Origin of the sequence: Nonomuraea sp. NPDC049695 (genome assembly GCF_040674955.1) — a bacterium.
Lineage (GTDB): Bacteria > Actinomycetota > Actinomycetes > Streptosporangiales > Streptosporangiaceae > Nonomuraea > Nonomuraea helvata.
In genome coordinates this window covers 58,078-71,555 of sequence record NZ_JBFANV010000005.1, presented here as the reverse complement: position 1 = coordinate 71,555, position 13,478 = coordinate 58,078, and the positions used below count along the sequence as shown (strand labels likewise).

The following is a 13,478-nucleotide window of genomic DNA, read 5'->3' as shown; positions in this document are numbered from 1 at the left end:
AGATCCTAGTCCTGGCCCAGCCGGGCCGTGACGAAGCGGTCTCTTCTGGTGAGGTCCTGCCGAAGGCGCACGTCACGCCAGCCGTGGTCCTCGGGGAACGTCAGGTAGACCGCCCTGCCCTGCTCGTCGGCGTGCTCGACGGCCACCCAGCCGCCCGGCCGCAGCAGCCGGCGGGCCGTGCGCTCGACCGCGCGCACCTCGCCGAGCCCGTCGTCGCCGGAGCCGTACAGCGCCCTGGAGGGGTCGTAGTCGCGCACCTCGGGGTCGCGCGGGATCGCTCCGGGCGGGATGTAGGGCGGGTTGGAGATGACCAGGTCGACCTTGCCGTTGAGCTCGGGCAGCGCCTCGGCGAGGTCCTCGGGGTGCAGGTGGGTGCGGCCCTGGCCGTGCTCGGAGATGTTGCGCTTGGCCCAGGTGTACGCCCCCGGGTCGACCTCCACGGCGTGGACCTCGGCCAGCGCCACCTCCTGGGCGATCGAGAGCGCAATCGCGCCGGAGCCGGTGCCGAGGTCGACCACGAGCGGGGCGGTCACGTCCATCTCGCGCAGCGTCTCGATGGCCCAGCCGGCCACCACCTCGGTCTCGGGCCGCGGCACGAACACGCCGGGCCCGACCGCGAGCTCCAGATAGCGGAAGTAGGCGTGGCCGGTGATGTGCTGCAGTGGCTCGCGGGCCTCCCGCCTGGCCACGCCCTCCCAGAACAGCGCGTCGAAATCGGCGTCCTTGACCGTGTGGAGCTCGCTCCTGCGCACGCCGTGGACGAACGCCGCGATCTCCTCAGCGTCGGTGCGCGGTGAGGGAACACCTGCCTCGGCCAGCCGAGCGGTGGCGAGGGCGATCTCGTCCAGCAGAAATGTCATGAGTGTTGTGCGAGCTTCTCCGCCATCTCGGCGTCGATGAGGGCCTGGGTGACGGCGTTGAGCTCGCCGTCGAGAACCTGGTCGAGGTTATACGCCTTGAAGCCGACCCGGTGGTCGGAGATGCGGTTTTCCGGGAAGTTGTAGGTACGGACGCGCTCGGAGCGGTCGACCGTGCGGACCTGCGACTTGCGCTCGGCCTGCGCGGCCGCATCGGCCTGCTCCTGCGCCATGGCCAGCAGGCGGGCGCGCAGGATGCGCAGGGCCGACTCCTTGTTCTGGAGCTGGCTCTTCTCGTTCTGGCACGAGACGACCACGCCGGTGGGCAGGTGGGTGATGCGGACCGCCGAGTCGGTGGTGTTGACGCTCTGGCCGCCGGGGCCGCTGGAACGGTAGACGTCGATGCGCAGGTCGTTGGGGTCGATCTGGACGTCGACCTCCTCCGCCTCCGGGTAGACGAGCACGCCCGCGGCGCTGGTGTGGATGCGGCCCTGCGACTCGGTGACGGGCACCCGCTGCACGCGGTGGACGCCGCCCTCGTACTTGAGCCTGGACCACACGCCCTCGTCGCCCTTGGCCCTGATGCCGACCGTGACGTCCTTGTAACCGCCCAGGTCGGAGGGCTGGCTGTCGATGACCTCGGTCTTCCAGCCGAGGCGCTCGGCGTATCTCAGGTACATCCGCAGCAGGTCGCCCGCGAACAGCGCGGACTCCTCGCCGCCCTCGCCCGCCTTGATCTCCATGATGATGTCCTTGTCATCGTTGGGATCGCGCGGGATCAGCAGGTGCCTGAGCCTCTCCTCCAGCTGGGGGATGCGCTCCTCGATCTCGGCGGCCTCGGCCGCGAACGCCTCGTCCTCACCGGCCAGCTCCTTGGCGGCGCTCAGGTCCTCGCGGGCCGACTCGAGCTCGCGGTAGGTGCCGATGACCGGCGTGAGCTGCGAGTAGCGCCTGCCCAGGGTGCGGGCCTTGTTCTGGTCGGCGTGCACGGCGGGGTCGGCGAGCTGCACCTCCAGCTCGGAATACTCCTTGAGCAACTCGTCGAGGTTCACCGTGGGTCCTTACGTCTGGTTGGGCCGTTCCACACCAACAACGCCGACCCGGCGCACGGAAGTGCGTCCGGGCCGGCGTCGGTGAAGCTACTTGCCCGTGGCCTTCTTGCCGAAGCGCTTCTCGAAGCGCGCCACCCGGCCGCCGGTGTCGAGGATCTTCTGCTTGCCGGTGTAGAACGGGTGGCAGGCAGAGCAGACGTCGGCGTGGATGACGCCGTTCTTCGCGGTGCTACGGGTGGTGAACGTGTTACCGCAGGAGCAGGAGACCTGCGTCACGTTGTAGTCAGGGTGAATGTCGCGCTTCATCGCTGTCCTTTCGGGGTGCGGCCGCCGGGTCGCCATCACGCACGGCGTGAACCGGAGCCGCAAATGGTCAGCTACCAGTGTGCCAGATCGTCCAACCATCCCAGGCCATCGTGCATTCCCGTCAGCGGCCCAGGTACGTCAGGACGGCCAGCACGCGGCGGTGATCCTCGGGCGCGGGCCCCAGGGCCAGTTTGGCGAAAATGCCGGAGATGTGCTTCTCCACGGCGCCTTCCGTGACGACCAGCCTGGTGGCGATGGCGGTGTTGGAGCGGCCCTCGGCCATCAGGGCGAGCACCTCGCGCTCGCGGGGCGAGAGCGAGTCGAGCGGGGCTCCGCGGCGCTGGCGGCTCAGCAGCTGCACGACGACCTCGGGGTCGATGACCGTGCCGCCGGCGGCGACCTGGCGTACCGCCTCCAGGAACTCGGCCACGTCGGCGACCCGCTCCTTCAGCAGGTAGCCGACGGCCCTGCCGATGAGGTCTCCCGCGTACCGCTCCTCGACGTACTGGGAGAGAACGAGGATGGGGAAGTCGGGTACGGCCGCGCGCACCTGCAGCGCCGCCCGCAGGCCCTCGTCGGTGTGGGTGGGCGGCATGCGTACGTCGACGATCGCGAGGTCGGGCTCGTGCTCCAGGACGGCGGAGACGAGCGCCGACCCGTCCGAGACAGCCGCGACGGTCTCGATGCCGCCGTCGGCGAGCAGCCGCGCGAGCCCCTCGCGCAGCAGTACGGAGTCCTCGGCGATGACCACGCGCATGGCCACATAGTTACAGTGGGCAGCGTTCAGCTGTCCACTGCAGGCCGCAAGTGCGCGCCTACCACTCGCAGGGCAGCTCCGCACGCACGAGCGTGGGACCGCCCACAGGGCTGTGCAGGACGAGCACGCCGTCGATGGTGGCCGCCAGGGCGGCCAGCCCGGACAGGCCGCCACCGGGGCACACGAGCGCCCCGCCGATGCCGTTGTCCCACACGTCGACGACCACGCCGCGGTGGTCCCTGAGCACCGTCACCGACGCCTCGGTGGCGCCGGAGTGCTTGGCCATGTTGGCCAGCGTCTCGGCCACGATGAAGTACGCGATGCTCTCGACGGCCGCGGGCGGCCGTTCGCCCAGCTCGACGGAGACGTCCACGTGGATGGGCGCCCGCGCGGCCAGCCCAGAAAGGGCCGCGTCGAGGCCGCGGTCGCTCAGGATGGCCGGATGGATGCCCCTGGCCAGATTGCGCAGCTCGGCGATGGCCGCCTTCGTGCCGGCGTGGGCCTGGGCGATGAGCTCCCTGGCCACCTCGGGCTCGCTGTCGAACTTCGACTGCGCCCGCCCCAGGTCCACCGCCACCGACAGCAGCCGCTGCTGCGCGCCGTCGTGCAGGTCGCGCTCGATCCTGCGCCGCTCCGCCTCGGCCGCGTCGATCCCCCTGGCCCTGCTCGCCCGCAGCCGCTCCTCCTGGCTGCCGCCGAGCAGCACCGTCGCCAGCGTCCCGTGCAGCCAGGCCATCCCCCGCACCATGTACGCCGCCACCACGAACAGCAGCGCCCCGAACACCGCGGCCACGAAGGCGCCAGGCCAGCTGTTGATGGTCAGCTCGCTCTGGAAGCCCGTCGTCACCCACAGGGACATCAGGACGGGCTGGACGAGCAGCATGCCCGACGCCGTCCACAGGGCCACGGACAGGGCCGTCTCGACCAGGCCGAGCGGGAGCAGCATCAGCAGGTAGCCGAGGTCCTGCCAGGTGGCCGCGTCCGCCAGCAGCCACCGGATGTGCGCGCCGACCCCGCGTTCCGGCCTGGGCTGGTACGGGTCGGCGATCTTGACGCCGAACGCCGCGCGCATCAGCCGCCGCTCCAGCATCGCACCGCCCCGCCACATGAGCACTGTCGCCATCATCAGCGGCACGCCCACCCAGACGACCGTCAGCGTGAGCGAGACGGGCACGGTCACGGTCAGCACGGCGAACCAGCCGAACCCGAGCACCCCGGCGAGGCCCAGGTACGGCGCCGCCCGCCATGTCATCGGGTCGACCACGATGCCCAAGGGGCCCTTGGGACCGAACGGCACCCGCTCCTTCAACGCGACTGATGGCATGTCCCAAGAGTGCACGCGAGAAGGACCGGAGTGAATGTGGGTGGCTTCCGTCGCCGAGGTAGGGCTAACCCCCGCCCCGGTGCGGCACGGAAAAGGGGCGGCAGGAAGAAATCCCTGCCGCCCCTTCAGTACCAGGAGCCGCTAGTCGCGGTCGTTGCTCACCGTGGTCTTCTGGACCTGCAGGAGGAACTCCGCGTTGGACTTGGTCTCCTTCATCTTCTCCAGCAGCAGCTCGAGCGCCTGCTGCATGTCCAGAGCGTGCAGCACCCGCCGCAGCTTCCAGACGATCTGGAGCTCGTCCTTGCCCATGAGGATCTCTTCCTTACGGGTGCCGGACGCGTCCACGTCCACCGCGGGGAAGATCCGCTTGTCGGCCAGGGAGCGGTTGAGCTTGAGCTCCGCGTTGCCGGTGCCCTTGAACTCCTCGAAGATGACCTCGTCCATCTTGGACCCGGTCTCGACCAGGGCCGTGGCGAGGATCGTCAGCGAGCCGCCGTTCTCGATGTTGCGGGCGGCGCCGAAGAACCGCTTGGGCGGGTAGAGCGCCGTGGAGTCGACACCACCCGACAGGATGCGACCGGACGCCGGGGCCGCCAGGTTGTAGGCGCGGCCGAGGCGGGTGATCGAGTCGAGCAGGACGACCACGTCGTGGCCCAGCTCCACCAGGCGCTTGGCCCGCTCGATGGCGAGCTCGGCGACCGTGGTGTGGTCCTCGGCGGGACGGTCGAAGGTCGAGTGGATGACCTCACCCTTGACCGACCGCTGCATGTCGGTGACCTCTTCAGGCCGCTCGTCCACGAGCACGACCATCAGGTGGCACTCAGGGTTGTTGCGGGTGATCGCGTTGGCGATGGCCTGCAGCACCATCGTCTTACCGGCCTTGGGCGGCGAGACGATGAGGCCGCGCTGGCCCTTGCCGATCGGCGAGACGAGGTCGATGATCCTGGTGGTCAGGATGTTCGGCTCGGTCTCGAGGCGCAGGCGCTCCTGCGGGTAGAGCGGCGTCAGCTTGTTGAAGTCGGGCCGGTTGCGGGCCTGCTCCGGGTCCATGCCGTTGACGGTGTCGAGGCGGACCAGGGCGTTGAACTTCTCGCGCCGCTCGCCGTCGCGGGGCTGCCTGACGGCGCCGGTGACGACGTCGCCCTTGCGCAGGCCGTTGCGGCGGATCTGGGCGAGCGAGACGTAGACGTCGTTGCTGCCCGGCAGGTAGCCGCTGGTCCTGACGAACGCGTAGTTGTCGAGGATGTCGAGGATGCCGGCGATCGGGATGAGCACGTCGTCGTCGCCGATGACGGGCTCGTTGCCCTCGAAGCGGTCGCGGCCACGGCCACGGTTGCGCTCCCTGAAACGGCCCCTGCGGCCGCGACCACGCTCGTCGTCGTCGCCGCCCCGCTGGTCACCGCGCTGGTCACCGCGCTGGTCGCCCCGCTGGTCACCGCGGCCGCCCGAGTCGGCGGCGCGCTCGCGCTGCTCGCCACGCCCGCCGTCGCGGCTGCTGTCCGCACGGCCGCCCTCACCGCGGTCACTACGGTCAGCCCGGTCGCCACGGTCGCCGCGGTCACTACGGTCGCCGCGGTCGCTACGGTCGCCGCGGTCGCTACGGTCGCCGCGGTCACTGCTGGAGCGGTCGCTGCCGGAGCGGTCGCCCCGCTCGCGGCGCTCGCCGCGGGTGCGGCGCTCGCGACGGCTCTCGCCGCGCTCGCCCCTCGTCTCGTTCTGTCCGCTCTCCACGACCTGGGCCTGCTGCTCCACGACCGGCTCTGCCGGGGCGGCAGCGGCGACGGGCTCAGGAGCCGAGGCCACGGGCTCCGCCGGCTGCGCGGCGGGCTGCGGGGTGGGCTCCTCGGCCGTCTTGGCGCGGGAACGTTCCCTGCGCGCACGGGTGGGGCGCTCGGCGGCAGGCGCCGCGGCAGCCGCGGCAGGAGCCTCGGCCGCCGGGGCCGATGCGCCTTCGCCGGAACCGCCACCCTGCTTCTCCTGGATGGCCGCGATGAGCTGGCTCTTCCGCATGCGCCCGGTCCCGCTGATGCCCAGCTCCGCTGCCATCTTCTGCAGCTCGGGCAGCACCTTGGCGGACAGGCCGGTGCCGGAGCGACGCGCACGTGTGGTCTTGGCCGGTGCGCGGGTGGGGGTGTCGCCGGACGCCGGCTCTGCGCCTGATGCGTCGGAGAGGAGTTCGGTGGTGTCGCTCAACTAAAAGGTCCTTCCCAGGGGTCGGGCGCCGGTTTCGTTCTGCCGGGCGTCCCGGAGGTGCTTGCGATCCGGCGGGACAGACCGGGTCGGGGTGCACTCTGCGATCATCGGCCGTCGCTGTGGACGGTCGCCACTCTTGGGGAGGGGCTCGTCCAAGCCGCCACATGGCCGTGGCGCGTGGCTGACACCCCCCAGATTGCTGTCGCCAACCAGATGTCGATGTGTCTCGAACGCGCAGATCCCCGTTGTCGCCGCCTCGTTCTGAGCCAACCGGGTGTGGGCCAACCGGAGGTGACGGATTCCGGGGAGACAGCCGCGCTGCTCACGCCTCGCGACGTGAAGCATGATGCAGCGATGTGTGGCTGACAAGCACGCACCCACCAAGGGGGCATCTGGTGCGGCTACCAGCCTAACATCACCAGCGCACACGGCTATTCCCTGAAGGTCTAAAGAGGCATCAGCGTGTCTCGGGGAACTGAACGTCCGCACCAATCGGGTCGACGTCCATTTGCTGGATGTGCCAGTCATTACCCACTTCTGGCGCGATCAAATCCTGCGTATCCGATGTCGAAAACGCAAGAACAGTGGGACCCGCTCCCGAAACGATCGCGGGCACGCCCACAGCACGGAGACGTTCTACCAGATCCGCGGTGTCCTGCATGGCAGGCGCGCGATAGTGCTGATGGAGTCGATCTTCGGTGGCCGCGAGCAGAAGCCCTGGCTCCGGCCGCTGGGTCAGCGCTGCGATCAGCAGCGCGGCCCGGCCGGCGTTGAACGATGCGTCCTTGTGGGGCACGTCCTTCGGCAACAGTCCCCGTGCGGTCTCCGTGGCCAGCCGCGTCGACGGAACGACGGCGACCGGGCGGATGCGCTCGTCGGGGATTAGTTTCACCATATGCGGCGTCCCCGTGTGGTCGGACCAGGCCACGGTCAGCCCGCCGGCCAGGCAGGGGGCGACGTTGTCGGGATGGCCCTCCATCTCGGTGGCCAGCGCGAAAACCTCGCCGTCAGAAAGTTGTTCGCCCTTAGCCAAAGCGCGGGCGGCCAGGATGCCCGCGCAGACGGCCGCCGAGGAGGATCCCAGTCCGCGCGCGTGCGGGATCCTGTTATGGCAGCGCAGACGGATCCCGTCGGGCTGGGCGGCCCCCATGCGGTCGAACGCCGCCCGCATGGCCTTGACGACCAGGTGCCCCTCCCCGAGATCGACCTCCCCGGCGCCCTCGCCCTCGACGACCACGCGGGTCCCCGGCTCGTCGGTGAGCGTGGCCTCGACGTCGTCGTACAGGCTCAGTGCCAGCCCGAGCGCGTCGAACCCGGGCCCCAGGTTCGCCGAGGTCGCGGGCACGCGAATCTGAACCGTCCTCAACTCTGCCTCCCCGTGCTCGCCGTCAGGCGAGGTTGAGCGCCGCCGCGGCGGCGTGGACGTCGATGGGGATGACGACGGGCGCGGGCGCGCCCGAGATCGCCCAGTCGGGGTCCTTCAGCCCGTTGCCGGTGACCGTGCAGACGATGCGCTGACCCGGGTCGACGAGCCCCTGCGCGTGGGCCTGCAGGAGCCCGGCGACGCTGGCGGCGGAGGCCAGCTCGACGAAGACGCCCTCTTCCTGCGCCAGCAGCTTGTACGCCGCCGCGATCTGCCGGTCGGTCACCGCCTGGATGACGCCGCCCGACTCGTCGCGGGCCTCGGTGGCCAGCGACCAGGAGGCCGGATTGCCGATGCGGATGGCGGTGGCGATCGTGTGCGGATGGGCGACGGGCGCCCCCTCCACGATGGGCGCCGAGCCGCTGGCCTGGAAGCCGAACATGCGCGGCCGCTTGGTCGACACCCCGTCGGCCGCGTATTCCTGATAGCCCATCCAGTACGCCGAGATGTTGCCCGCGTTGCCCACCGGGATGCAGTGGATGTCCGGTGCGTCACCCAGCGTGTCGACGATCTCGAACGCGGCCGTCTTCTGCCCTTGGAGCCGGAACGGGTTGACCGAGTTGACCAGCGCGATCGGATAGCTGGACGACAGCTTGCGGGTCATCTCCAGGCAGTCGTCGAACGACCCCTCGACCTGCAGCAGCGTGGCCCCGTGCACGAGCGCCTGGGCGAGCTTGCCCATGGCGATCTTCCCCCGCGGCACCAGCACGGCGCAGGTCAGCCCGGCGCGAACGGCGTAGGCCGCCGCGGAGGCCGAGGTGTTGCCCGTGGAGGCGCAGATGACCGCCTTGGCCCCCTCCTCGACCGCCTTGCTGATGGCCATGGTCATGCCGCGGTCCTTGAAGCTGCCCGTCGGGTTGGCGCCCTCGACCTTGAGGTAGACGTCGCACCCCGTAAGAGCGGACACGCGGTGCGCCGGCACCAGCGGAGTCCCGCCTTCGAGCAGCGTGATTACGGGCGTCTTGGAACTGACGGGAAGACGCTCGCGGTATTCCTCGATGAGGCCTCGCCACGACCTGCTCATGATGGCTCCCTACCTGCGGTGTTCGGCACAGAGTGTACGGGGTGCGGGAGACCGGCGCGGAGCCGTGTCCACCGGCCGGACACATCCATTGGACAGGCGCACTATTCAGGAAATTCTCAGCATCTCCCGATAAGGTCTCGGCAGGGGGTCACCACCATGGACGCGCGTCCTGCTTTGAGGCAGAACGACTATTCACCAATAGCGGCGCCGGAGCTCGGCGCCTGGTCACCCGCCCTTTCCGTGAGCGTGGTGATACCGGCTCACGGCGGGCAGGACAAGCTCGACCTGTCGCTGGCGGCGCTGGCGGCGCAGACGTACCCGGACCATCTCATGGAGGTCCTGGTCGTCGACGACGGCAGCGAGCCTCCCGTCCGGCTGCCCGAGATCCGCCCGGTCAACACCCGCATCGTACGGGTGCGTGACGGCTGGGGCATCTCCAACGCCGTCAACACCGGCGCCAAGGCCGCCGACGGGGAGATCATCCAGCGGCTCGACGCCGACATGGTGCCCTGCCGCGAGCACATCGAGGCGCTGGCCCGTTGGCACCACGTGACGGACTACCTGGTCACCATCGGGATGAAGAAGTTCGTGGAGCCGCCGCAGGTCACGCCGCGCCAGGTCTTCCAGGCGGGGCGCCTGGGAGAGCTGTTCGACCTGGCCGGGGCCGTGTCGAGCTCCACCGAGGCGACGATCGCCAAGACCGACGGGCTGCGCAAGAGCCGCAATCCGTATCACGTATGCACAGGGCCGACCTTCGCCCTTCCCCGGGAGATCTTCCACGCCGTGGGCGGTCTTGACCCGACCGTGGCGCGCGGGGAGGACACCGAGTTCTCCTACCGGCTGGCCATGCACGGCGTGGTGTTCGTTCCTGACATGGACGCGCAGGCCGTACACCTGGGGCTGCCCGCGCAGCACCGCGACAGGGAACGCGCCGTGCGGGCCGTGGAGCCGTACCTGGCGCACCGGATCCCACTCCGCAGGGACCTGCGCAAGGACCAGGGGCGGCGGTGGCTGGTGCCGTACGTGGAGATCGTGCTCGACGTCACAGACACCTCGGAGTCGGTGGTGCGGCAGGCGGTGGCGGCGGCGCTGGACGGCAAGCTGCAGGACGTGGTGGTGACGCTGGTGGCGCCGTGGTCGCGGCTGAGCTCCTCGCGCCGTTCCGTCCTGTCTGATCCGTGTTTCGAGATGCGGCTGATGCGCGACCTGTTCGCGCACGACGAACGCATCCGCCTGATCGACGAGGCCGCCCCGACGCCCGCTCCCACGCCGTTCCGCTACCGCGGGCCTGTGGACGTGCCGCTGCACCGGGTGACGCTGGAGCGCATGATCGAGTCGGTGCAGAAGGACCTCACGGGCGTCCTGGTCGTCGACCTGCCCGACGGCCGCACGGCCCGCCTGGAGCGGACCTCGGCCCTCGGCCGCGCCGTCCTCCTCACCGACCCCGGAGCGGACCTGGACGACGTCATCGCCACCACCCACGGGGTACGCCACGAGCATCCGGACCGTTTCTGGCCCGCCCCCAAGCAACCCGAACCGGTGACCATCCCGGCGCCCGTGCCCGCGCCGGTGACGGTGTCCGTGGCGCCCACGGAGAAGACGCTGCTGCGCCGCCTGAAGTCCGCCCTCCGCCCCAACTGACCAGCCGCGCACCACCGCACAAACGCGCGCCAAAGACGCACGTGTGGCGTCGAAGGCGCGGCACCGCTCACATGCGCAAAGGGCGCGACACAGGCAGGCAGCACAGGCGGCGCAGCACAGGCGGCGTGTTACAGGCGCTCAGCCGCGGAGGCGTTTGCGCAGGGCGCGTTTCATCGTCGTCGACACCACGACACGGAGGCTCTGCGGGGCACGGCCGGCGGTGGCCAGCCGGCGGCGTAACGTGCCGACCTCGCGCCGCAGCTCCACCGCCGACTTGCGCCAGCGCTGCGCCTCATCCCTCCACTTGGCCACCTGCGCCCGCAGCCGCTCGGTCTCCTTGGCCAGCCGGGCCGCCTCGGCCTGGGCCTCCAGCCGGGCCCGGTACGCCCCCCGCCGCCCGAGCAGGGGCGCGGCCTCGGTGGTGAACCCGTACGTCCCGCCCTCCACCCAGGAGACGCCCGCCACCGTGTCCACCACGTCGTCGAGGTTCTCCCCGGGAGCCGCCACGAGGCGGGCCCTGGCGAAGGCGGACGCGCGTTCCAGGCGGGCCGCGACGACGCCCTGGGACGACTCGTGGAGCAGCACGTTCACCAGGCCCAGGCCCTCGTCGCGGGCCAGGTCGAGCAGGCGGGCGAGCGAGTCCTCGCCGGGGATCCAGCCGGGCGGCAGGCGCAGGACGAAGGGCACGGCCGGGTCGGCCGACTCCGTGACCGACAGGATCACCCTTCCCTCGTACCGGTAATGGCCGTGGACCAGCACCAGGTCGAGATCGGGGTCCTTCAGCGGCGCGCGGTGGTCGTGCTCGAGGGTGTCCCAGGGGCCGACGAGGAGCACGGACAGGTCGGGCACGGTGCAGGCGAGCAGCGCGTCCACCGTGGCCCGTACCGATTCGTAGCCCGCCGTGCCGTCCACCGCCACGGTGGCGTACGGGACCTTCCACTGCCGCCCGGGATGCCCGCGCAGCCAGCGGTACGACGGGATGCGATCGGCCACGAACGCGTGGCTCACCCGGTCGATCGGCTGCTTGTCGCGCATCCGCATCGTGGGCCCGAGGTGGTACGCGCGGGCCGCCGGCTCCGGCACGAAGACCGCGCCCGCCTGGCTGAGCCGGTAGCCCATCTCGGTGTCCTGGCCCAGGATCAGCTCGTCGTCCATCAGGCCCGCCGCCTCGACGAGCCCGGCGTTGACGGAGGTCGCGCCCCCGACGTGCAGGCTGAACGGGCGTTGAGGGTTGTCGGTGAGGCCGTCGGTGCGTTCGACCAGGTCGACGATCCAGGTGTGCGGCTCGGCCGGCTCGAAGTGCTCTTCCAGATCGGCCGGGAGCTCGGCGGGCAGCTCCGCGTCGGTGAACCGGAGGTAGCCGGTCACGACGAGATAGGGGGCGGCGTGGTGCCAGCGCATGTGGGCCTCGATCGCGCCCGGGGTGAGCAGCACGTCGGAGTCGAGCCAGTGGATCACGTCGCCCGTCGCCTGGGCCAGACCGGCGTTGCGGGCGCTCGCGCGCCCCGGCTCCGCGCAGACGATCAGACGCGTGTCTCTGGGACGGACGGCGGGCAGGCGCAGCGGGGGCGCGCTGGCGTTGTCGACGACGATGACCTCGGTCAGCTCCGCCGGGTACGTCTGCCCGGCGAGCGCGGCCAGCGCCAGGTCGAGCTTGTCCTGCCCGCCGTAGGCCGGGATGACGACGCTGACCTTGAGCTCCGGGGTGAAGTCGCCGAGGAGAGGCTCGAGGATCCGGTAATCGTTGCCGCGTACCCTCGCTGACCCGGCGACACTCGTCGTCATGCGGCTTCCATCAGCAGGCTGGGGCGGAAACCTCGCCACTGGTTGACGGCCACCTTGAGGAAGTGGGCCAGCGGCAGCTGCCAGGTGTGCTCGTCGCTGAGCCCTCTGCGCAGGACATAGCCGAGTCCGTGGGTGCGGTAGACGCGCGCACCGGCCTTTTGCGCCGCTTTCAGGAATTCAAGATCGACAGCTCGCGGCAACCCGGGAAATCCGCCTATTTCCTGAAATTTCTCTCTTGACACCAGGATCGTCCCACCCGCCACGTGATCGGCCCAAACCTCGCTCGGATACGCCGCTCCGCTGGCGAACGTCGTACGCCGAACCGTCGCCCGTAACGGCTCCAGATAGAAGAACTCCGCCGTCGTCCCCACCACGTCGGCCCCCGAGTACGACAGCGCCATGAACAGATCGCCCAGGTGGCGGGGCCCGTACCAGTCGTCGTCATCCCATTTGGCCAGGTAGTCGCCGCTCGCGAGGGCCGCCGTCCGGTTGAGCACCTCGCCGAACGGCACGGACTCCGGCGCCTCGAACCGTTTCACGGGCAACGAGCAGGACTCGACCGGCTCGCGTACCTCCTCGAACCCCACCCCGTGCAGCCCGAGCAGCACCTCGACCTCGACGTCCCGCTGCGCCTCCATCTGGGCCAGCGCCGCCCCCACCATCCCTGACCGCTTGCTTGACATGACAATGCTGATCTTGGGCTTGGCGACGGGGTGCGCGAGGCGGCGCAGGCGTACGCTGTGCTCCTCCCTGCGCAGGTCGGCCGGCGAACGCGGGCTGCCGTCGGCCGCGTGAGCGAGCCAGTCGCGGTCGGTGAGCAGTGCGGCGAGGTCGGCGGGCACCCAGGGCGCGGCCCGGTCGGCGGTCAGCGGGACCCCGGCCGCGGCCAGGCACAGCAGGCCGTCCAGGGGCACCTCGGCGGCGGGCCACTCGATCTCCAGGCCCCGGAGCGGGCGCAGCGCCGGCACGTCGGGTGGCTGTCCCTCGACCGCCCAGCCGCCGTCTGACCAGTGCAGGCGGGCCAGCCCCTTCTCCGGCGTGCGCGCGAAGCCGCAAGGGGTGATGGACATAAGCCTCCCTGAGACTCGGTCGGCGCCTACCTTACGCCGGTTTTAC

11 protein-coding genes are annotated in these 13,478 nt (G+C 70.6%); 1 reads left to right on the top strand and 10 read right to left on the bottom strand.

The genetic code is table 11. The annotated features are described in order from the left end of the window. Positions 1 to 5: 5 nt before the first annotated feature. The 8 genes from prmC to thrC form a co-directional block, all read right to left on the bottom strand. Positions 6 to 860, bottom strand: coding sequence for a peptide chain release factor N(5)-glutamine methyltransferase (gene prmC, locus AB0J64_RS06430; protein WP_344987098.1), 855 nt, complete (start codon positions 858 to 860; stop codon positions 6 to 8). Then, positions 857 to 1,909 (bottom strand): peptide chain release factor 1, encoded by a 1,053-nt coding sequence (gene prfA, locus AB0J64_RS06425; RefSeq protein ID WP_364021583.1) that lies wholly within the window; start codon positions 1,907 to 1,909, stop codon positions 857 to 859. Before prfA ends, prmC begins: the two co-directional genes overlap by 4 nt. Before the next feature lie 87 nt (positions 1,910 to 1,996). Next, on the bottom strand, positions 1,997 to 2,215 hold the full coding sequence (rpmE, locus tag AB0J64_RS06420; protein WP_106248153.1) for a 50S ribosomal protein L31: 219 nt from the start codon (positions 2,213 to 2,215) through the stop codon (positions 1,997 to 1,999). 121 nt (positions 2,216 to 2,336) lie between these two features. Next, a complete protein-coding gene (locus AB0J64_RS06415) occupies positions 2,337 to 2,972 on the bottom strand; it encodes a response regulator transcription factor (protein WP_344987102.1) in 636 nt (211 codons plus the stop codon). 58 nt (positions 2,973 to 3,030) lie between these two features. Then, complete coding sequence (locus AB0J64_RS06410; protein WP_364021580.1) at positions 3,031 to 4,296, bottom strand: sensor domain-containing protein; 1,266 nt, start codon at positions 4,294 to 4,296, stop codon at positions 3,031 to 3,033. Between the two features lie 141 nt (positions 4,297 to 4,437). After that, on the bottom strand, positions 4,438 to 6,489 hold the full coding sequence (rho, locus tag AB0J64_RS06405; RefSeq protein WP_364021577.1) for a transcription termination factor Rho: 2,052 nt from the start codon (positions 6,487 to 6,489) through the stop codon (positions 4,438 to 4,440). Between the two features lie 457 nt (positions 6,490 to 6,946). Beyond that, positions 6,947 to 7,855 carry a homoserine kinase gene (gene thrB / locus AB0J64_RS06400; protein WP_364021574.1) on the bottom strand — a complete coding sequence of 303 codons (909 nt, stop codon included), beginning with the start codon at positions 7,853 to 7,855 and terminating at the stop codon, positions 6,947 to 6,949. Positions 7,856 to 7,877: 22 nt separating this feature from the next. Further along, positions 7,878 to 8,936, bottom strand: coding sequence for a threonine synthase (thrC, locus tag AB0J64_RS06395; RefSeq protein WP_364021571.1), 1,059 nt, complete (start codon positions 8,934 to 8,936; stop codon positions 7,878 to 7,880). A gap of 240 nt (positions 8,937 to 9,176) precedes the next feature. Here thrC and AB0J64_RS06390 point away from each other — a divergent pair, with 240 nt between their 5' ends. Further along, a complete protein-coding gene (locus AB0J64_RS06390) occupies positions 9,177 to 10,577 on the top strand; it encodes a glycosyltransferase (protein WP_364021568.1) in 1,401 nt (466 codons plus the stop codon). 138 nt (positions 10,578 to 10,715) lie between these two features. Here AB0J64_RS06390 and AB0J64_RS06385 read toward each other — a convergent pair whose 3' ends face one another. Next, positions 10,716 to 12,362: a glycosyltransferase gene (locus tag AB0J64_RS06385; RefSeq protein WP_364021565.1), complete on the bottom strand. Its 1,647-nt coding sequence runs from the start codon at positions 12,360 to 12,362 to the stop codon at positions 10,716 to 10,718. Beyond that, complete coding sequence (locus AB0J64_RS06380; RefSeq protein WP_364021562.1) at positions 12,359 to 13,432, bottom strand: glycosyltransferase family 2 protein; 1,074 nt, start codon at positions 13,430 to 13,432, stop codon at positions 12,359 to 12,361. The genes AB0J64_RS06385 and AB0J64_RS06380 overlap by 4 nt, the downstream gene beginning before the upstream one ends. Positions 13,433 to 13,478: the final 46 nt, after the last annotated feature.